This window comes from Pelorhabdus sp. sgz311002 (assembly GCF_056134285.1).
In genome coordinates, this window is record NZ_JBWBCL010000003.1 from 169,410 (window position 1) to 187,284 (window position 17,875).

General features: G+C 44.9%; 14 protein-coding genes. 3 read left to right on the forward strand and 11 right to left on the reverse strand.

Features of this window, described 5'->3' with window-relative positions:
- Window position 1: 1 nt before the first annotated feature.
- The 11 genes from leuD to AC0NJP_RS06660 all read right to left on the reverse strand — a co-directional run bounded on the left by leuD (window position 2) and on the right by AC0NJP_RS06660 (window position 14,442).
- Window positions 2–487: a 3-isopropylmalate dehydratase small subunit gene (gene leuD, locus AC0NJP_RS06610; protein ID WP_474699242.1), complete on the reverse strand. Its 486-nt coding sequence runs from the start codon at window positions 485–487 to the stop codon at window positions 2–4.
- Window positions 487–1,749 (reverse strand): 3-isopropylmalate dehydratase large subunit, encoded by a 1,263-nt coding sequence (gene leuC, locus AC0NJP_RS06615; protein WP_474037613.1) that lies wholly within the window; start codon window positions 1,747–1,749, stop codon window positions 487–489. The genes leuD and leuC overlap by 1 nt, the downstream gene beginning before the upstream one ends.
- Window positions 1,750–3,297 (reverse strand): 2-isopropylmalate synthase, encoded by a 1,548-nt coding sequence (locus AC0NJP_RS06620; RefSeq protein WP_474699243.1) that lies wholly within the window; start codon window positions 3,295–3,297, stop codon window positions 1,750–1,752.
- Between the two features lie 366 nt (window positions 3,298–3,663).
- A complete protein-coding gene (gene bioB, locus AC0NJP_RS06625; RefSeq protein WP_474037609.1) occupies window positions 3,664–4,659 on the reverse strand; it encodes a biotin synthase BioB in 996 nt (331 codons plus the stop codon).
- A 21-nt stretch (window positions 4,660–4,680) separates the two neighbouring features.
- Window positions 4,681–5,658 (reverse strand): biotin synthase BioB, encoded by a 978-nt coding sequence (bioB, locus tag AC0NJP_RS06630; protein ID WP_474699244.1) that lies wholly within the window; start codon window positions 5,656–5,658, stop codon window positions 4,681–4,683.
- 151 nt (window positions 5,659–5,809) lie between these two features.
- Entirely contained in the window at window positions 5,810–7,162 is a 1,353-nt protein-coding gene (locus AC0NJP_RS06635; protein WP_474699245.1) for an MATE family efflux transporter, read from the reverse strand.
- Window positions 7,163–7,297: 135 nt separating this feature from the next.
- Window positions 7,298–8,692, reverse strand: a complete 1,395-nt coding sequence (locus AC0NJP_RS06640) for an NAD(P)/FAD-dependent oxidoreductase (protein ID WP_474037606.1) — start codon at window positions 8,690–8,692, stop codon at window positions 7,298–7,300.
- 129 nt (window positions 8,693–8,821) lie between these two features.
- A complete protein-coding gene (locus AC0NJP_RS06645; RefSeq protein ID WP_474037605.1) occupies window positions 8,822–9,397 on the reverse strand; it encodes a flavodoxin family protein in 576 nt (191 codons plus the stop codon).
- A 95-nt stretch (window positions 9,398–9,492) separates the two neighbouring features.
- A complete protein-coding gene (locus AC0NJP_RS06650; protein ID WP_474699246.1) occupies window positions 9,493–12,633 on the reverse strand; it encodes an efflux RND transporter permease subunit in 3,141 nt (1,046 codons plus the stop codon).
- Window positions 12,634–12,644: 11 nt separating this feature from the next.
- Complete coding sequence (locus tag AC0NJP_RS06655) at window positions 12,645–13,811, reverse strand: efflux RND transporter periplasmic adaptor subunit (protein ID WP_474699247.1); 1,167 nt, start codon at window positions 13,809–13,811, stop codon at window positions 12,645–12,647.
- 67 nt (window positions 13,812–13,878) lie between these two features.
- Window positions 13,879–14,442, reverse strand: a complete 564-nt coding sequence (locus tag AC0NJP_RS06660; protein WP_474037602.1) for a TetR/AcrR family transcriptional regulator — start codon at window positions 14,440–14,442, stop codon at window positions 13,879–13,881.
- A 332-nt stretch (window positions 14,443–14,774) separates the two neighbouring features.
- On the opposite strand from AC0NJP_RS06660, the gene AC0NJP_RS06665 reads away from it, so the two are divergent.
- The 3 genes from AC0NJP_RS06665 to AC0NJP_RS06675 all read left to right on the forward strand — a co-directional run bounded on the left by AC0NJP_RS06665 (window position 14,775) and on the right by AC0NJP_RS06675 (window position 17,827).
- Window positions 14,775–15,044, forward strand: a complete 270-nt coding sequence (locus AC0NJP_RS06665) for a metal-sensitive transcriptional regulator (protein WP_474699248.1) — start codon at window positions 14,775–14,777, stop codon at window positions 15,042–15,044.
- A gap of 37 nt (window positions 15,045–15,081) precedes the next feature.
- Window positions 15,082–17,298 (forward strand): heavy metal translocating P-type ATPase, encoded by a 2,217-nt coding sequence (locus AC0NJP_RS06670; protein ID WP_474699249.1) that lies wholly within the window; start codon window positions 15,082–15,084, stop codon window positions 17,296–17,298.
- A 94-nt stretch (window positions 17,299–17,392) separates the two neighbouring features.
- Window positions 17,393–17,827 (forward strand): DUF2680 domain-containing protein, encoded by a 435-nt coding sequence (locus tag AC0NJP_RS06675; protein ID WP_474037597.1) that lies wholly within the window; start codon window positions 17,393–17,395, stop codon window positions 17,825–17,827.
- Window positions 17,828–17,875 lie beyond the last annotated feature (48 nt).

Here is a 17,875-nt window from a genome sequence, read left to right on the forward strand (position 1 = left end):
GTCAGTTCCCGCCTTTCACATATTCAATCAGGCCGCCAGCGGCAGTAATTTTTTGAATAAATGCGGGCAGAGGCTGCACTTGATACGTATCACCAGAAGTTATATTTTTAATAATTCCTGCCGTCACATCCACTTCCAGCGTATCACCTGCGTTAATTTTATGAACGTCACTGCCGATTTCCAGAACAGGCAGGCCGATATTAATGGCATTTCGAAAAAAAATTCGGGCAAAACTTTCCGCAATGACACAGGGAACGCCGCTGCCTTTAATCGCAATGGGTGCATGCTCACGGGACGAGCCACAGCCAAAATTACGGCTTGCTACAATAATATCACCTGCTTTTACTTCCTGGGCAAAGGTTGAATCAATATCTTCCATGCAATGCTTCGCCAGTTCTGCTGGATCAAACGTATTGAGATATCTTGCCGGAATAATTACGTCTGTATCTACATTATCGCCATAACGCCAAACTTTTCCTGTAAACATTATTGTACCTCCTCTGGTGCCGCAATTTTCCCCAGTATCGCACTGGCTGCAGCCACAGCAGGCCCAGCCAAATACACTTCACTATCAATATGACCCATACGGCCTTTAAAATTGCGGTTCGTTGTGGAAACAGCCTTTTCGCCTTTAGCCAAAATCCCCATATAGCCACCGAGACAAGGTCCACAAGTTGGCGTGCTTACAACAGCGCCAGCATTGATAAAGGTTTCTACATAGCCTTTTTTTACGGCTTCCATGTAAACCGCTTGACTGCCAGGAATAATAATAGCTCTGACTTTAGGATGAACATTTTTCCCCGCCATAATTTCCGCCGCAATAGCCAGATCTTCTATCCGTCCGTTCGTACAGGAACCAATAACTACTTGATCAATCTCAATCTGGCCCACTTCCGAAACTTTTTTCACATTTTCCGGCAAATGAGGCAATGCTACAACCGGCGTTAAATCAGACAAATGAATTGTTATTTTTCGCTCATAAACAGCGTCAGTATCAGCCGTAACCGCTTCCCATACGCGATTTGTCCGCCCGGTTAAATAGCTCTTAGTCACTTCATCGACCGGAAAAATTCCATTTTTACCACCTGCTTCAATCGCCATATTCGCAATGGTAAAACGGTCAGCCATAGACAATGATGCTAGCCCTGAACCGGTAAATTCCAATGATTGATAGCGGGCCCCTTCAACACCAATCATTCCAATCAAGGTCAGGATCACGTCTTTCCCGCTTACGTTTCTGGGTAAAGCGCCAGTAAGTTCGACCTGAATCGAAGCAGGAACTTTAAACCAGGTCTGGCCTGTGGCCATGCTAGCTCCCATATCCGTCGAGCCAACGCCTGTCGCGAAAGCGCCAACCGCACCATAGGTACAAGTATGGGAATCGGCGCCGATAATCACTTCACCAGGCAAGGTAAGGCCAGCTTCTGGCAGTAAAACATGTTCAATGCCCATACGGCCCACCTCGAAGAAGTGCGTAATTTCGTGTTCTCTAGCAAATTCGCGAACGCGACGCACCATTTCAGCCGATTTAATATCTTTATTCGGCACAAAATGATCAGGAACTAAGACAATTTTATCTTTATCAAACACGCTCTTACCGATTTTTTCAAATTCATCCATCGCTGGCGGCGCCGTAATATCATTGCCTAAGACAAGATCTACTTTACACTCAATCAATTCACCAGGGCGAACAAACTCTTTGTCCGCATGTTTTGCCAAAATCTTCTCTGTCATTGTCATGGGTTGCATTTACATTCCTCCTACCGCTTCTACTGCCTGATGTTGTCCGCAAGCAGAGCAAAGTTTATTCACAGCCTGTAAATAGGCCTTAGCACTAGCCTCGATGACATCGGTACTTAAGCCGCGACCACTAAAACTTCGACCGTCTCGCTCCACTCGTACTGTTGCCTCGCCTAAGGCGTCCTCGCCAGAAGTAACGGCCTTCAACTGGTAATCTTTTAATACAATCGCTTCGCCAATCCCAGCAGCAATCGCATTAAAAAGGGCATCAATCGGTCCGGTTCCCGAACAAGCTTGTTCAATCATTGTATTTTCTGACTCTAGCCGAACCGTAGCTGTAGCCATCGCCTGACTGCCGCTAATCACCTGATGCGACAATAAGCGGTACGTCTCTTTTACTTCCAAAACTTTTTCCGTAAGTAACGCTTCAATATCTTTATCAAAAATTGTTTTTTTACGATCGGCTAAATCTTTAAATTTCACAAACAGTTCATCAAGCCTATCATCCTCAAGCTGGTAGCCCATTTCTTGCAGGCGCGAGACAAAAGCATGACGGCCGCTATGCTTACCGAGAACGAGTGCATTACGACTAATTCCCACCGTTTCCGGCGACATAATTTCATAGGTAAGAGCATTATTTAAAACACCATGTTGGTGAATCCCCGATTCATGAGCAAAGGCGTTATCGCCGACAATCGCTTTATTAGGCTGTACAGCTACACCACTTAGATTCGCCACAAGACGCGAAGTCCGGTAAATCTGTTTCGTATCAGCCTTAGCAGACGCCCCAAAATAATCTTTACGAGTTGCTAGGGCCATTAAGATTTCTTCTAAAGCAGCATTGCCAGCCCTTTCTCCCAAGCCATTTACAGCCGTTTCCACCTGCGTCGCCCCTGCGCCGACTGCCGCTAGCGAATTCGCGACTGCCATACCTAAGTCATTATGACAATGCACACTAATCCTGACCTGATCAATCCCCACGACATTCTGCTGTAAATGCCGGATTAAAGCGGCAAATTCATTGGGCGCCATATAGCCCACCGTATCAGGTACATTAATAACGGTAGCTCCAGCGGCAATAACCGCGCTATAGACTTTGCTCAAATAATCCCAATTGCTACGCGACGCATCTTCCGCCGAAAACTCAATATCCTTGACGAGTGTCCGAGCAAACTTTACGGCTTCCACTGCTTGCTGCAAAGCCTGCTCATGGCTCATTTTTAGTTTATATTCCAAATGAATATCACTTGTCGCTAAAAAAGTATGAATAACCGGATAATCGGCTGCTTTCAAAGCCTGATACGCTGCTTCGATATCCTTTTTATGGGCTCTTGCTAAAGCCGCAATCGCTGGTCCCTTAATTGTTTTGGCAATTTGTTCTACACCAGCAAAATCGCCTGGCGAGACAACAGGAAAACCGGCTTCGATGATGTCTACATTCAGCTTGGCTAGTGCCTTGGCAATTTCCAGTTTGTCATCAGCGCCAAGCGATACGCCTGGAGTCTGTTCGCCATCGCGGAGGGTCGTATCAAAAATATAAATGCGTTTTTCTCTCATGCCGCTCTCCCCATCTACTATATTTTTTTCTGGCAAAGTAAAAATGAAAGCACAAAAAGCCCCTATCCGACTTATCAGTCGAATAGGGGCGTGATCCGCGGTACCACCCTATGTTTCACTTTTATCTCTGCTTCACAGAAATAGGTCTCGATTAACGCTCGAAATCGCCTAGCTCCTAACCATTCATCAAATGGCTCAGAGTAAGAGCTCCCAGGTGAGATGAGTTTAATCGACTCTACCGGTTCGCACCTACCACCGACTCTCTGCATTCGCCTGACTAAACTTGTATGTCCTGTTCATTGCTTTTTTACATTATTACAATGTTTTGTTAGTTTGTCAAGCATATTTGTATACTTTTTTAATCGATTACTCCGCTTTTGCACACAAAGGATCCATACCTAATTCAGTAACAGTATGAATATCTTTCGAAGCTCCCCGGCCTTTTGTCGTCAAATAGTCGCCGATCAACATACCGTTAATACCGGAAAGGAATCCCAACGGCACAAGATCGCCTAAATTGCGTTCTTTACCACCAGCATAGCGCAAAATTTTCCCTGGCAAAACCATGCGGAAAATAGCAAATGTCTGTAAAATTTCTAAAGGCGGCAGCTGTGCCTGACCATCAAGAGCCGTACCTGGTACAGGATTTAACACATTCATCGGCACAGAATCTACATCAAGTTCTTGGAGCGTAAAAGCCATTTCTACGCGATCACGCCAGGACTCGCCAAGACCGATAATGCCGCCAGAACAAGCCTGAAGACCGGCAGCCTTCACTTTTTTTATAGTGGCGATCCGTTCTTCAAAAGTATGAGTTGTGCAAATACTGGAGAAATGATTTTCACTTGTCTCTAGATTATGATGGTAACGTGTAATGCCAGCTTCTTTTAAAGCAGCTACATGCTCTTCCTCTAATGTACCTAAAGAACAACAACGATTTAACTTCGTCTCTTGACCAATCCGGCGAATCGCTCCCAGAATTTTAGCAAAATCAGCATCATTTTCCATGCCGCGTCCTGCTGTAACAATGCAAAACCGATAGGCTCCGGCATTTTCTGCTTTTTTCGCTGCTGCCACAATCTCGTCTTCCGTCATCAGTGGGTACACTTCCAGTTTTACTTCATGATGGCCTGACTGCGCACAAAATTTACAGTCTTCACTACAGCCGCCCGAACGAGCGTTGACGATCTGACAAGTATCAACAGCATTACCAGTAAACTTTTCTCGTACTTTATTCGCCACAGCAAGCAAAATCGGTACATCAATTGGATCAATTTCCGTTAAAGCCATCGCTTCTTCAAAGGTTAAACTGCCACCGTCTAATACCTTCTTGCCTAATGAAAAAATCAAATCATAACTCATATTATGTCCTCCTCGATTCTTCTATTTCGCCGTTAAACCGGCATCAGTTACAAGCTGTAAATCCATAGACGTATTCCGCCCAGTGAACGTCAAATAATTGCCAATGATAAGTCCATTAGCGCCGCCTATTAGCAAAGCTCCCTGCAAATCACGTAGATTGACTTCGCGTCCTCCGGCAGGACGAATCACTTTATCTGGTAAAATAAACCGAAACAGCGCAAAGGTTTGCAAAATTTCTAGCGGCGCAAGAGGCGCCTGATCGGCCAGAGCGGTACCAGGAATCGGATTTAAAATATTTAACGGAACAGAATCTACATCAAGCTCTTTTAAGGTAAAAGCCATAGCAATGCGATCTTCCCAACTTTCCCCCAAGCCAATAATTCCGCCAGTACAAAGTTCTAGACCAGCGGCCTTCGCCGCCCTGATTGTTGCAATTCTCTCAGTATAAGGATGAGTTGTACAGATAGAAGGATAAAACCGCTCGCTTGTTTCAATATTATGGGCATAACGACGAATTCCGGCTGTTTTTAACGCTTTAGCTTCGTTTTCGCCTAAGGTCCCTAAATTGGCACAAACAGCAAGTCCTGTCGCTCTGCCTGTCTCTTTCAGCAAGGTTACTAACGCGGGAAAATCAGGATCATTCTCCATTCCTTTGCCGCTTGTTACAAGGCTTGTCCGTTTCGCTCCGTGAGTAGCAATCTCTAAAGCCTTTGCTACAATTTCTTCTTTGTCTAACAGTTCATATACAGGCGAATTTGTCTCATAATAAACTGACTGAGAGCAAAACTTACAATCTTCGCTGCACTGACCAGACCGTGCATTAATAACACCACAAAGTTCTACAGAGTTTCCGGCAAAATGATCGCGAATCTTATTCGCATAGGCAGCTAAAAGCGGCACATCAATTGCCGTTATTTCCGTAAGACTAAGAGCTTCTTCCGGGCTGATTGATTGGCCCGACAGTACTTTTTTCCCTAAAGCAATGATTGTATCTTCCATAACACACCTCGTTCGTTAACCATAATCAAATTTCAAATTAACTTATAAAACAATAAAATGGTTAACGCAAACAAACATTTACGTTAACCATTTTATTGTAACTGCTGTAACCATAAAAGTAAAGCAAAAAGCGAAAAAACAAAACCAAAATCTAGGCTTGATGCAACTGCCTTAACTTTTTCAACTCCCGCCACAAAAAGAAGCCTGTTAACAAGGAGGAAGCGAAATCAGCCGTAGGACTGGCCAACCAAACGCCCGTAAGCCCCCAAAATGAAGGCAGAATAAATAGCAGTGGAATTAAAATAATTACCTGTCGCGACAAACTAAATAAAATGGCATATTTTGCCCGTCCCACAGCTTGAAAATAATTAGCGCCCACGATTTGAAACCCCACTACAGGCAACATCGATAAAGATAGACGAATTCCCCAGGAACCAATGGCAATAAGCTCTTCATTGTCATTAAATAGACGAATAATCTCGCGATCGAATATCTGTACAATGAGAAACCCGCCGATACAAAGGGCCGTAGCGGCAAAAACGGCTTTATGCAGCGCTTCAGTCACCCGCTCATATTGTTTTGCTCCGTAATTAAAGCCAATAATAGGCTGTACGCCCTGCTGAATGCCAAATACAGGCATCAAAATAAGCAGGACGATTCGATTGATAACCCCCATAGCTGCCACAGCTAAATCACCGCCATGGGCTAACAATGCCGCATTGGAAAACAGCGTAATGGCACTAGCGCCAATCTGCATCAAAAAAGGAGACAGTCCAATAGAGAAAATCCCAGAGAGAATTGATTTACGCAAAATAAGATTATGCCAGCGAAATTTCAAAGTACTTTTTCCCCCGAAGAAATAAGCCAAAACCCACAGGGAAGCGACAAATTGCGAACAAACCGTGGCCGCAGCTGAACCAGCGATTCCCCAGTGAAACTGAAAAATAAATAGAGGATTTAATATCATATTTAAACTTGCTGAAATCACCATGGTCATCATGGCTATTTTCGGATGGCCTTCCGCTCTGATTAGATTATTTAAGCCAAAACTTAAAAACATAAAAATCGTCCCGCTCACAATAATCCGCGAAAATTCCCGAGCATAAGGCAGAACATCAGGACCAGCCCCAGCAAAAATCAACAGGGGATCAAGCCAAAAAAGCGTAAGCGGAGTAAGTATAACTGCTAGTAGCAACGCCATTGATAAGGCGTTTCCCATAATTGCTTCCGCTTCTGCAGGCTTTCCTTCTCCCAATTTAATCGACACAAGCGAGGTAGCCCCCACCCCGACGAGCATGCCAAACGCCATAAAGATAATCATAATAGGAAAGGCAATAGTAACAGCCGTCAAACCGATCTCGCCTACGCCATTGCCCACAAAGATACTATCCACCACATTATATAATGCATTAATAATCATACCGGCCATTGCCGGTAGAGAAAACTGCCATAAGAGCTTGCCGATTTCCTCAGTACCAAGCAGCTTAGACCGTTCTTGTTCCATAGGCCCTCCTCGAAACACCTTATCGAAAACTTCTTGTTTCATTATGCCCGGGCACTTTTACCGTCATACAAAAAGGGCACTCCCCGCAGGGAATGCCAATATAGAAAGATCAAGTACACACGAATGAAAAACCAATTAGGCCTTTAGCCGCTCCAAAATCACTCTAGCTACATGAACGCCGCTAGCGCTGGCTTGGGAAAGTCCGCGCGTTACGCCGGCGCCATCGCCGATGGCAAAGAAGTCGGGAATTTCTGTTTCCAACTCTTTTGTCAAGGCAAGGCGTGAGCTGTAAAACTTCACTTCAACACCATATAAAAGCGTATCATCATTCGCCATACCTGGTGCAATTTCGTCCAGCGCATAAATCATTTCGATAATATTATCTAGATGACGTTTAGGCAAAACAAGACTCAAATCACCTGGCGTCGCCTGCAAAGTAGGCTTTACAAAGCTCTTTTCTAAACGATGACTATTGGTACGCCGTCCTTTGATTAAATCGCCAAAGCGCTGCACAAGCACGCCGCCGCCCAGCATGTTGGAAAAAGACGCAATTCTTTTACCATATTGCAAGGGCTCGTTAAAAGGTTTCGTAAAAGTATTGCTCACAAGCAGAGCAAAGTTCGTGTTTTTACTGTGCAGTTTTTCATCGCGAAAGCTATGACCGTTCACAGTAACAATCCCGTCAGTATTTTCTGCTACGACATAGCCTTTGGGATTCATGCAGAAAGTACGAACAAGATCGCCATATTGCTTCGTCCGATAGACAAGCTTTGCTTCATAAACCTCATCGGTAATATGCTCAAATACCTGTGCGGGAATTTCGACGCGAACGCCTACATCCACTTGGTTATTGTGCAACGATAAATTGAGTTCGCGACACTGATGACTAAACCATTCCGAGCCAGCTCGACCAGGAGCCGCAATCAAATAATCACAGCAAACTACTTCCTGCTTTTCACCCACTAGAAGTTTAAAGCCTTTTTCCTGGGGTTGAATCGATTCAACGCGCGTCTTAAACCGCATAGTAATTTTTTCTTTAAGAAAATCAAAAATACCTTCTAAAATCTTCAAGTTATTCTCTGTTCCCAAATGCCGCACGCGCGCTTCCAGCAGATGCAGATCTTTCTGCAAAGCCAAGCGACCAATGGAACTGCTTTGCGTACTAAACATTTCCGCTGGAGCGCCATAACCGGAATTAATCTGGTCGACATATTCGATGAGATCCATAACCTGACTCTCTGGTAAATATTCATGAAGCCAGCCGCCAAACTGAGTCGTAAAATTATATTTACCATCAGAGAAAGCACCGGCTCCGCCAAAACCGCGCATAATACCGCACGGCGTACAGCGAATACAGCTTTCCACTTTTTTCTCGGCAATAGGGCAGCGTCGCGAATAAATATCATTGCCTTCTTCAATCAATACAATCTTTAAATCCGGCTGTTTTGTAATCATTTCATAGGCGGCAAAAATCGCGGAAGGGCCGCCGCCGATAATACCAACTTGAAACGAATTTTGTTCTTGAGCCATTCAAGCGTCACCTCTTTACTAAAATACCCTGGATCACTTATTACAGGCCAAACATATAGATTATACTCTGTAAAACATATTTTGTATAGAGGTATTTTAAATTTTTATTTTTAATTTTTATTTTTAATTTTACTTTGCTAATTTTTGCATTAAGTAAGCCATGTTGCGACCAAGCACTTTCATATTTTCCATGGCTTCTTGATCTTGTTCCACTTCTCCAATATCCCGACCATAAGCAAAATTCCAATAATTGGCGCCTACTAAAAACATTTCCGAAATATGAAGGAAATGCTGCATCGTATCAAAAGCATGCAGCGCGCCACCACGCCTTACAGCTACAACTGCCGCTCCCGCCTTATGCTTCAAGAGACCTCCATTAGCGCGACTCACAAAACCCACACGATCAATAAACGCCTTCATATCTGAGGTAACATCGGCAAAGTAGGTTGGCGATCCCAAAATAATACCATCAGCAGCCATCATCTTTTGCAGGGAAATATTTACTATATCCTCCGTAATCACACACTTTTGATCACGCGAATTTACGCAGCCATAACAAGCCATACAGCCTTGAATCCCTTCACCGCCCAGTTGAAGCATCTCTGTTTCAATCCCCGCTTGCTGCAGCTCAGCAAACACTTTATTCAGCAAAATTGCCGTATTACCATTTCTTCTTGCGCTACCATTAATACCGAGAACTTTCATATTCTTTCCCCTCCTTATATTTAGCAAGATAGGCCGAAGCAGAATACTGCCCGGCCTATCGAAATTACTTCACGAAACGCTGCATCGTAAAAATTCTACTGAGCCAACGTTTTCGGTTCTAGATTCTTTTTCTTACGCAAACCAAATTTTTCAATGACCACAAACAGCACAGGAACAATGAAAATCCCAAACATTGTTGCGGTAACCATACCCCCGACTACAGCCGTTCCCATAGCAATACGAGCAGCTGAGCCAGCCCCAGCGGCAATTGCCAACGGAATCGAACCGAGAATAAAAGCAAAGGAAGTCATAATGATCGGACGTAACCGCAGTTTCGCCGCCTCAATAGCGGCTTGCACTGGCTCCATACCATGATCTGTCCGCATCTTGGCAAACTCAACAATCAAGATTGCATTTTTCGCGGCAAGACCGATTAACACGACAAGACCAATTTGCATATACACATTCAGTTCCAAATGGCGCGCATAAGTTAAGAGCATCGCGCCGAACAAGCCTGTAGGAACTGATAAGATGACCGCAAACGGAATCCGCCAGCTTTCGTAGAGAGCCGCTAAGCACAGAAATACGAAAACTAAAGCAAAACCAAAGATAATGGGAGCTCGACCGCCAGAAAGTTTTTCTTCGCGGCTTTGATCGGCCCATTCATAGGCGTAAGTAGATGGCAAAACTTCTTTTGCTACAGATTCCAGAGCATCCATGGCCTGACCGCTACTATACCCCTGCGCCGGGCTCGCATTAATCTGAATCGCTCTAAAACCGTTAAATCGTTTTAACGAAGTAGGCGCCGACGTTTCCACTGGCTTAATGAGCGTATTCAACGGAACCATCGTACCAGAATTGCTGCGAACAAAGAGGAAACGCATATCATTTACATCAGAACGAAATTGCGGTTCTGCCTGCATAACTACTTTATAGATACGGCCGAAGTCATTAAAATCATTGACCTGCCAGCCACCTAAAAAGGCTTGCAGCGCCTGATAAACATCAGGCAAAGCAACTCCGAGCTTCTCGGCTTTATCACGGTCTACCTCAAATTGATACCCCGGTGTATTCGCCTGGAAACTCGAGTTGATCATGGCAAATTCTGGACGTTTCCGGGCAGCAGCCACAAACTGCTTAGAAATAGCATCCATATCGGCAACTGTTCCGCCGCCTTTATCTTCAATCATCATGGTTACGCCACCAACAGAACCAATCCCAGGCAGTGTCGGTACGTTTAGGGTGATCGCACTTGCCTCAGGAATATTCGCTGTCAGACGGAATACATCGCGAATTTTGGCATCAACGCTGAGCGCCGCAGTCGGTCGATCTGACCAAGGCTTTAACGCTGTAATTAAGAGAGCTGCATTTGGTTTTGGCGCCCCAGCCAAAATGTCATACCCAGTAATCGCCAGCGTTGTTTCAACACCTGGCATTTCGCGGATTTGCGCAGCAATATCTTCCGCCACTTTACGCGTACGATTGGGATTCGCTGCTTCTGGCAAAGTGATAGCAGAAAACATAAATCCCTGGTCTTCACTTGGTACAAAAGAAGATGGCAGATTCTTAAAGATACCGCCAGACAATACCACAAGAACAAGCAAGCAAATGATCGTAATGGCCGAACGGCGAATCGCTTTTTGCACGCCCGCCGAATAACGTTCGACTAAACGGTCAAAGCCATGATTAAACCCAGCAAAGAAACGACCTAAAACGCCAGGATGGCCCTCTTCCACATGAGGCTTTAATAACATTACACATAAAGCAGGCGTCAATGACAGCGCCACAATGGCAGAAAGCGCCATTGAAACAGCAATCGTAATAGCAAACTGCTTGTAAAGAACACCAACGGTGCCGCCGAAAAAAGCGACAGGAATAAATACGGAAGCTAGTACAGCTGCAATCGCTACAACTGGCCCGGAAACTTCACTCATCGCCTGTACTGTAGCGTCATAAGGCGACATTTTCGAGTTGCGCATATGGTGCTCAACTGCTTCCACAACAACAATGGCATCATCGACAACAAGGCCGATAGCCAAAACCATTGCAAACAGCGTTAGTGTGTTAATGGTAAACCCGAGCAACACGAAAGAAGCAAATGTACCAATTAATGATACCGGTACTGCCAAGAGCGGTATCAATGTAGCCCGCCAAGTCTGTAAGAACAAGAAGACAATAATCATAACAAGCAGCAACGCTTCCACAAAGGTGATCGCCACTTCATGCAGTGATTCGCGAACAAATCGCGTATTATCTACAACGATTTTATATTCCATACCAGCAGGGAATTTCTTCGAAGCCTCTTCAATAACTTGTTTGGCTGCCGAAACGGTATCAAGTGCATTCGCATCTGGTGTTAACTGCACAGCAAAAGTAACGGAATCGCGTCCTTTCAGGTCACTGCTGAAGGAATAATCTTTGCCTCCCAGCTCGACTCTGGCCACATCGCCAATCCGCACAAAGGATCCGTCAGGCTGCGCTCGAACAACAATATTGGCAAACTCTTCAGGATCTACCAAGCGGCCTTTTACATTGACCGTATATTGAAAGTCCTGATTCGGACCTGTCGGTCTTTGGCCAATTTTACCAGCAGGCGCTTGCACATTCTGCGCCTGAATCGCCGCTCCAATATCATTCACGGTAATACCAAGCTGCGCTAGTTTATCAGGACGAACCCAAATACGCATAGCGTAATCGCTACCGTACTCGTTAACATTACTGACGCCTTTAACACGCTTCAAGGCGTCGACGATATTGATACTGCCGTAGTTTTTCAAAAAGACATTGTCATAATCGCCATTAGGCGCCCACAAAGAAAAATACATAACTGTATCAGGCGCCTGTTTTTTCGTTACAAGACCGGCGTTTAAAACATCATTAGGCAACTGTGAGTTAGCCCAGCCAACCTGATTTTGCGTCTGCATAGCTGCCAAATCGCCGTCTTTTTCTAGCTCAAACTTTACATTGAGCGTATATGTACCATTGTCAGTACTGGTAGACTGCAGTGAAACAGCACCTTCAACGCCGTTTACCTGCTGTTCAATAACCTGAGCCACTGACTGCTCTACCGTTTGGGCGTTTGCACCATTGTAACTGCCGCTAACAGTAACCTGCGGCGGCGTAATTTGCGGATACTGCCCTACAGGCAGACTATACATGGAGATTGACCCGGCCAATACGATAATAATGGAGATAACAATCGCAAATATTGGGCGATTAATAAAAAACTTGGCCATGAAACCCCCTCCTACTTGGCATCCGGTGCATTAAAAGCATCCGGAGCAACCATTTCTATATTTAGCGTAGCTCCTGGCTGCGTTTTATTTGCACCTTCTACAACCACAATATCTTGTGCATTCAAACCGCTATCGACAATCTGGAAATTCCCGACAACGGGTCCTAGCGTAACTGGTCGATTTTCCGCTTTATCGCCATCGACGACAACAGTCACAAAGTTCTTACCTAAAATCTGTTGTATCGCCCGTTTCGGAATCAAAATAGCGCCTTGACGCGTTTCACCAGTAGATAAAATCCGAGCAAACATGCCAGGAACTAATAAACCCTGGGGATTATCAAACGTCGCCTTAATCGAAAGTGTACCTGTCTGCTGCGTTAAGGCACGATCAATCTGATCGACTCGTCCCATATAAGGGTAAGCCGTACCATCACTTAAAACAAGACGAAGCTGTTGGGCCCAAGAACTAGCCGTATCGCTTTTTCCCTGCTGAGCAAATCGCAAGTACTCATTTTCACTCATTTTAAAGACAACTTTTACAGGGCCGCTCGATGAAATCGTACCTAAACTCGTCGAACCAGCTGTTACAAAGTTGCCAACACTCAAATCTGTCAAATCAATTTTCCCATCAATCGGGGATACGACGATGGTATCATTTAAATCATTTTGGGACTGCTGTACTTTAGCGCTATTGGCTTCGACAAGAGCCTCATTCTGCTGCTCTGCCGCTACAGCATTATCATAAACTTGTTGCGCTACAGCATTTTGTTCAATCAGAGTCCGATAACGCGCTGTATCACGCCGTGAATTACTAAGCGTTGCTTGCGACTGAGCTAGCTGTGCCTGACTGTTCAATAAATTTGTTTCATACTGACGGCTGTCAATTCGAAATAAAGGCTGTCCCTTATAAACCATTGCACCGCCCTGGACCATTTTTTCCAAGATACGACCTGTTACATTAGCCCGAATATCGACCTGATCTTTTGCTTCCACTTGACCGATATACTCATAAGAAATCGGCGTATCTTTCTGCTGGACCTGCATTGCCTTTACGGCAACAGCCTGTGGCGGCCTTGCTGCTTGCTGACTGCCGCAGCCGGTTGCCAATAGCAAAGAAGCGATGGCGGCCAAGCCTATTACTTGCTTACTAAGTCGGCCATAAGATTTTCCCATCCACATCTGTAATCTCTCCTCCTTTTAGGCAAACATGCCCATTCACACTGTTACTCTTCTATTTGTGACGGCTTTATTCTTTCCCGGCGCAAAGGACTCCGTTCATAAGAATATCACCGATACAATCTGTGGCTTCTTTTAGCGATATATTGTGCTCCGTTAAAAAAGGATACTCAATAATTTCCTCCATAGTGCCGCGTATCATCCGCTGCAAAATAGGAAGATAGACAGGTCGAAACTCCCCCTGGTCAATGCCTTCTTTAAGCATGGCTTCTAGCGTCATCCATTCTTCATCAAAAAAACGATCAATTTTTTCTTTTTCCTGTGGCATAAACCGCTTAATATCCGAAGCGACGCGCCCTTTGGTGGCCGTACAAACTTGTGGCACAATGAACAGACTTTGCCGCAGTTTTTCAACAAATGATAAATGGGGATTGCTTACAACTTCACGACGGGCACGGCGAATTTCGTTCAGATGTTCATCGACAATCGCACCAATCAGCGCTTCCTTCGAAGCAAAATGTTCATAAAGTGAACGTTTGCTAACACCAAGCTGTCTGGCAAGATCATGCATCGTAAACTTAACACCATGTTGTTCCATTGCCTCTCTGGCTGCTGTCATGATTCTTTGTCGCATTGTCTCCCCCCTTTATGTTAAAAATAAACGCACGGTACTCTATTTGTTTTTTGCGTACCATCCTCTCATAATACACTACTCTTCTTCACCTGTCAATATTTTCTAATTGTCATACAATTCTTATCTAGCAAAACGAAGGGAAGCTTTCCGAGAATCTTTTTCGACAAAATTTTTATAGTTCCTGCTTTACTCCAAAGATGATTTTTAGATACAAACACATACTTAGCTCAAGCAAGGAGAAGCTAACCAAAAGCTATTGTGATTGCAGCTTATTTATTGTATAATCTTACTATACCCTACCGGGGTATAGTAATGTCGAGGAGCGTTAAACTATGTTAACAGATTTAGAGAAACAAACGATCAAACCGCGTTTAAAAAAAATAGCTGGTCAAATTAACGGGATTGAAAAAATGGTTGATGAAGGACGCTACTGCATTGATGTTTTGCAACAGCTTATGGCTGCCAGAGCGGCTCTCAATAAAGTATCGCTGCTGATTCTTGACAGTCATGCCAAAAGTTGCGTTGTAAAAGCAATCCAAGAAGATCATGGTGAGGAAAGCATCAATGAACTTATGACTGTAATAAAACAGTTCACAAAATAAATGTCTCAGTAAATTTTCTTTGAAAGGATGTGGCAACATGCCTGAAATACCAGCAAAAAAAATAGAACTTTCCATTACGGGAATGCACTGCGCCGCCTGTTCCACCCGCATTGAGAAAGTAGTTTCTCGTCTGCCTGGCGTTGCTCAGGCGACAGTCAATCTCGTTGCTGAAAAAGCAACGATCGAATATGATGAAAATCAAATTTCTTTGGAAACCATCCAAGCGAAAATCGAAAAGCTCGGTTTTGGTTCTCATTTGAACCACCCCTCCGCTCCGGCTAAAGAAACGGAAGCAATCCGCCGACAAGAAACCCGCAAAGAAACCTTGCGCCTACTCTTTGCAGCTGTTCTCTCTTTCCCCTTACTGTTTGCGATGCTGCTGCACAGTCTTTCGATCGAAAGTACGTTAGGCCATCTTTTAAAAAATCCTTACTTTCAACTCGCCTTAGCGACACCAGTTCAGTTTATTGCTGGCTGGCCCTTCTACCGCGGCGCCTTTAGCGCCTTAAGGAGTGGCGGCGCTAACATGGATGTCCTAGTGGCGCTCGGAACTTCAGCCGCCTATTTTTTCAGCTTAGCAAATGTGTTAAACGGCTCACCTGACCTCTATTTCGAAACATCGGCAATTTTAATTACACTTATATTGGTAGGAAAACGACTCGAAGCGCGCGCGAAAGGGCGTACATCAGAAGCCATTAAAAGTCTGATTAACTTGCAACCTAAAACAGCGAGACGCCTGCAAGACGGCAAAGAAGAGGAGGTTCCCGTGGAAGTCATCCTTCCCGGCGATCGTCTATTAGTTCGTCCTGGCGAAAAAATCCCTGTTGACGGCAAGATTCTCAAAGGAACCTCTGCCATTGATGAATCCATGCTGACAGGTGAAAGCCTGCCTGTGGACAAAGGCCCTGGCGATTTTGTCACTGGCGCCACTTTAAATAAACTGGGCGCTTTTGAAATAGAAGCTACTAAAGTCGGCAAAGATACTGTTCTGGCCCAAATCGTCCGCATCGTCGAAGAAGCGCAGGGATCAAAAGCGCCGATTCAACGCTTTGCTGACACAATTTCAGCCTATTTTGTGCCTGCCATTGTGGCATTATCATGCCTCACTTTTACCTTATGGTATTTTTGGCTGCTACCAGGAAACTTCACGGAAGCCCTTACTCATTTCACCGCTGTTCTCGTCATAGCTTGTCCCTGTGCCTTAGGGCTTGCTACACCAACATCAATTATGGTCGGCACAGGCAAAGGCGCGGAAAAAGGAATTCTGATTAAAAACGCAGCTACTTTAGAAACAGCTCACAAAATTACCGATCTAATTCTCGATAAAACGGGAACGATTACCGAGGGAAAACCTCGGGTGACTGATCTGATCCCTTATAGTAATCTAACTCCTCAAGAGTTACTTGCGCTAGCAGCAAGCGCCGAAAGGAATTCAGAACACCCGCTCGCAGCAGCGATTGTCGCCTATAGTGAAGAACAACAAACACCCGCTCTGACTGTCGATACATTCACCGCTCTGCCAGGTCGCGGCATTGAAGCAGTTTTCGCCGAAAAAAAATATTTTGTTGGAAATCGCTTATTATTAACAGAGCGTCAAATTTCCTACGAAACCGCTACAACCGAAATTACCCGGCTTGAATCTTCTGGTAAAACGGTAATGCTGCTTGCTGATGAAACAGAACTCTTGGGACTCATTGCAGTTGCTGACACGATCAAGGAACATTCCTTGACCGCGATCACGGCTTTAAAACAATTAGGAATTACCTTATGGATGATTACTGGTGATAACGAGCGAACAGCAGCAGCCATTGGTCAGGAAATCGGCATTGAGACTGATCATATTCTAGCCGAAGTACTACCTGAGCATAAGGCCCAGGCAGTGGCCCAGTTAAAGTCAGCAGGAAAAACTGTCGCTATGGTAGGCGACGGCATCAATGACGCTCCGGCCCTGGCTATTGCTGATATTGGTTTTGCCATGGGAACAGGAACTGATGTAGCAATTGAAGCAGCCGATATCACATTAATGAATGGTGATCTTCGCACTTTGCCTGCCGCTATTCGTCTCAGCCTGGGAACGATGCGCAATATTAAACAAAATCTCTTCTGGGCTCTCTTTTATAATCTGCTAGGCGTCCCGATAGCGGCGGCTGGCTACTTATCGCCCATACTAGCAGGCGCTGCTATGGCTTGTAGCTCAGTCTCAGTTGTAACAAATGCACTACGGCTAAAAAAGTTTGATCCGTTTAAAACGTAAAGTTCCGATTTTGTTCACACTTTCTCCATACTTTTGCCGTAAAGTTTTTCTATAATAAAAGCAGAAGGAAAATTAAACATAAGGAGTGATTCTCTTGAAAAAATTAACTACCTATGCTTTCGTCGGTCTCTTTGTTCTCGGCATCGCCGGCGCCGCTTTTGCTGCCGCACCGACAGATCAGCCAGGCCCTGGACCGGGAAATTTCATGTGTCCCTTTTTTACGCACCGTGATACTCTGACGGATGAACAAAAACAAGCCTTCACCTCTTTTCATCAAAAAATGATTGAAAATCGCAAAGAACTCATTCAGCAACAAGTAGGCTGGGGCTGGATCACTCAAGCTCAAGCCGATGCTGAAGTACAGCGGCTCGATAGCTGGAGCAAGCAAGGCTTTGATCCGTCCGCTATGGGACCTGGTATGATGGGTCCTGGTCATCACGGCGGTATGAGAGGACCTGGCATGGGCGGCCACGGCATGATGGACGGCGCTAATTGCGCTCCAGTCGCTCCGCCAGCCTCTAATCAATAAACACAGCCATTACAAACAGAGATTACAAAAACGGACCTCTTGGATGAC

Bases quoted from the DNA above. Each gene is read 5' to 3' on its own strand.
- leuD (WP_474699242.1), bottom strand. From the start codon at position 487: ATGTTTACAGGAAAAGTTTGGCGTTATGGCGATAATGTAGATACAGAC.
- leuC (WP_474037613.1), bottom strand. From the start codon at position 1,749: ATGCAACCCATGACAATGACAGAGAAGATTTTGGCAAAACATGCGGAC.
- AC0NJP_RS06620 (WP_474699243.1), bottom strand. From the start codon at position 3,297: ATGAGAGAAAAACGCATTTATATTTTTGATACGACCCTCCGCGATGGC.
- bioB (WP_474037609.1), bottom strand. From the start codon at position 4,659: ATGAGTTATGATTTGATTTTTTCATTAGGCAAGAAGGTATTAGACGGT.
- bioB (WP_474699244.1), bottom strand. From the start codon at position 5,658: ATGGAAGATACAATCATTGCTTTAGGGAAAAAAGTACTGTCGGGCCAA.
- AC0NJP_RS06635 (WP_474699245.1), bottom strand. From the start codon at position 7,162: ATGGAACAAGAACGGTCTAAGCTGCTTGGTACTGAGGAAATCGGCAAG.
- AC0NJP_RS06640 (WP_474037606.1), bottom strand. From the start codon at position 8,692: ATGGCTCAAGAACAAAATTCGTTTCAAGTTGGTATTATCGGCGGCGGC.
- AC0NJP_RS06645 (WP_474037605.1), bottom strand. From the start codon at position 9,397: ATGAAAGTTCTCGGTATTAATGGTAGCGCAAGAAGAAATGGTAATACG.
- AC0NJP_RS06650 (WP_474699246.1), bottom strand. From the start codon at position 12,633: ATGGCCAAGTTTTTTATTAATCGCCCAATATTTGCGATTGTTATCTCC.
- AC0NJP_RS06655 (WP_474699247.1), bottom strand. From the start codon at position 13,811: ATGTGGATGGGAAAATCTTATGGCCGACTTAGTAAGCAAGTAATAGGC.
- AC0NJP_RS06660 (WP_474037602.1), bottom strand. From the start codon at position 14,442: ATGCGACAAAGAATCATGACAGCAGCCAGAGAGGCAATGGAACAACAT.
- AC0NJP_RS06665 (WP_474699248.1), top strand. From the start codon at position 14,775: ATGTTAACAGATTTAGAGAAACAAACGATCAAACCGCGTTTAAAAAAA.
- AC0NJP_RS06670 (WP_474699249.1), top strand. From the start codon at position 15,082: ATGCCTGAAATACCAGCAAAAAAAATAGAACTTTCCATTACGGGAATG.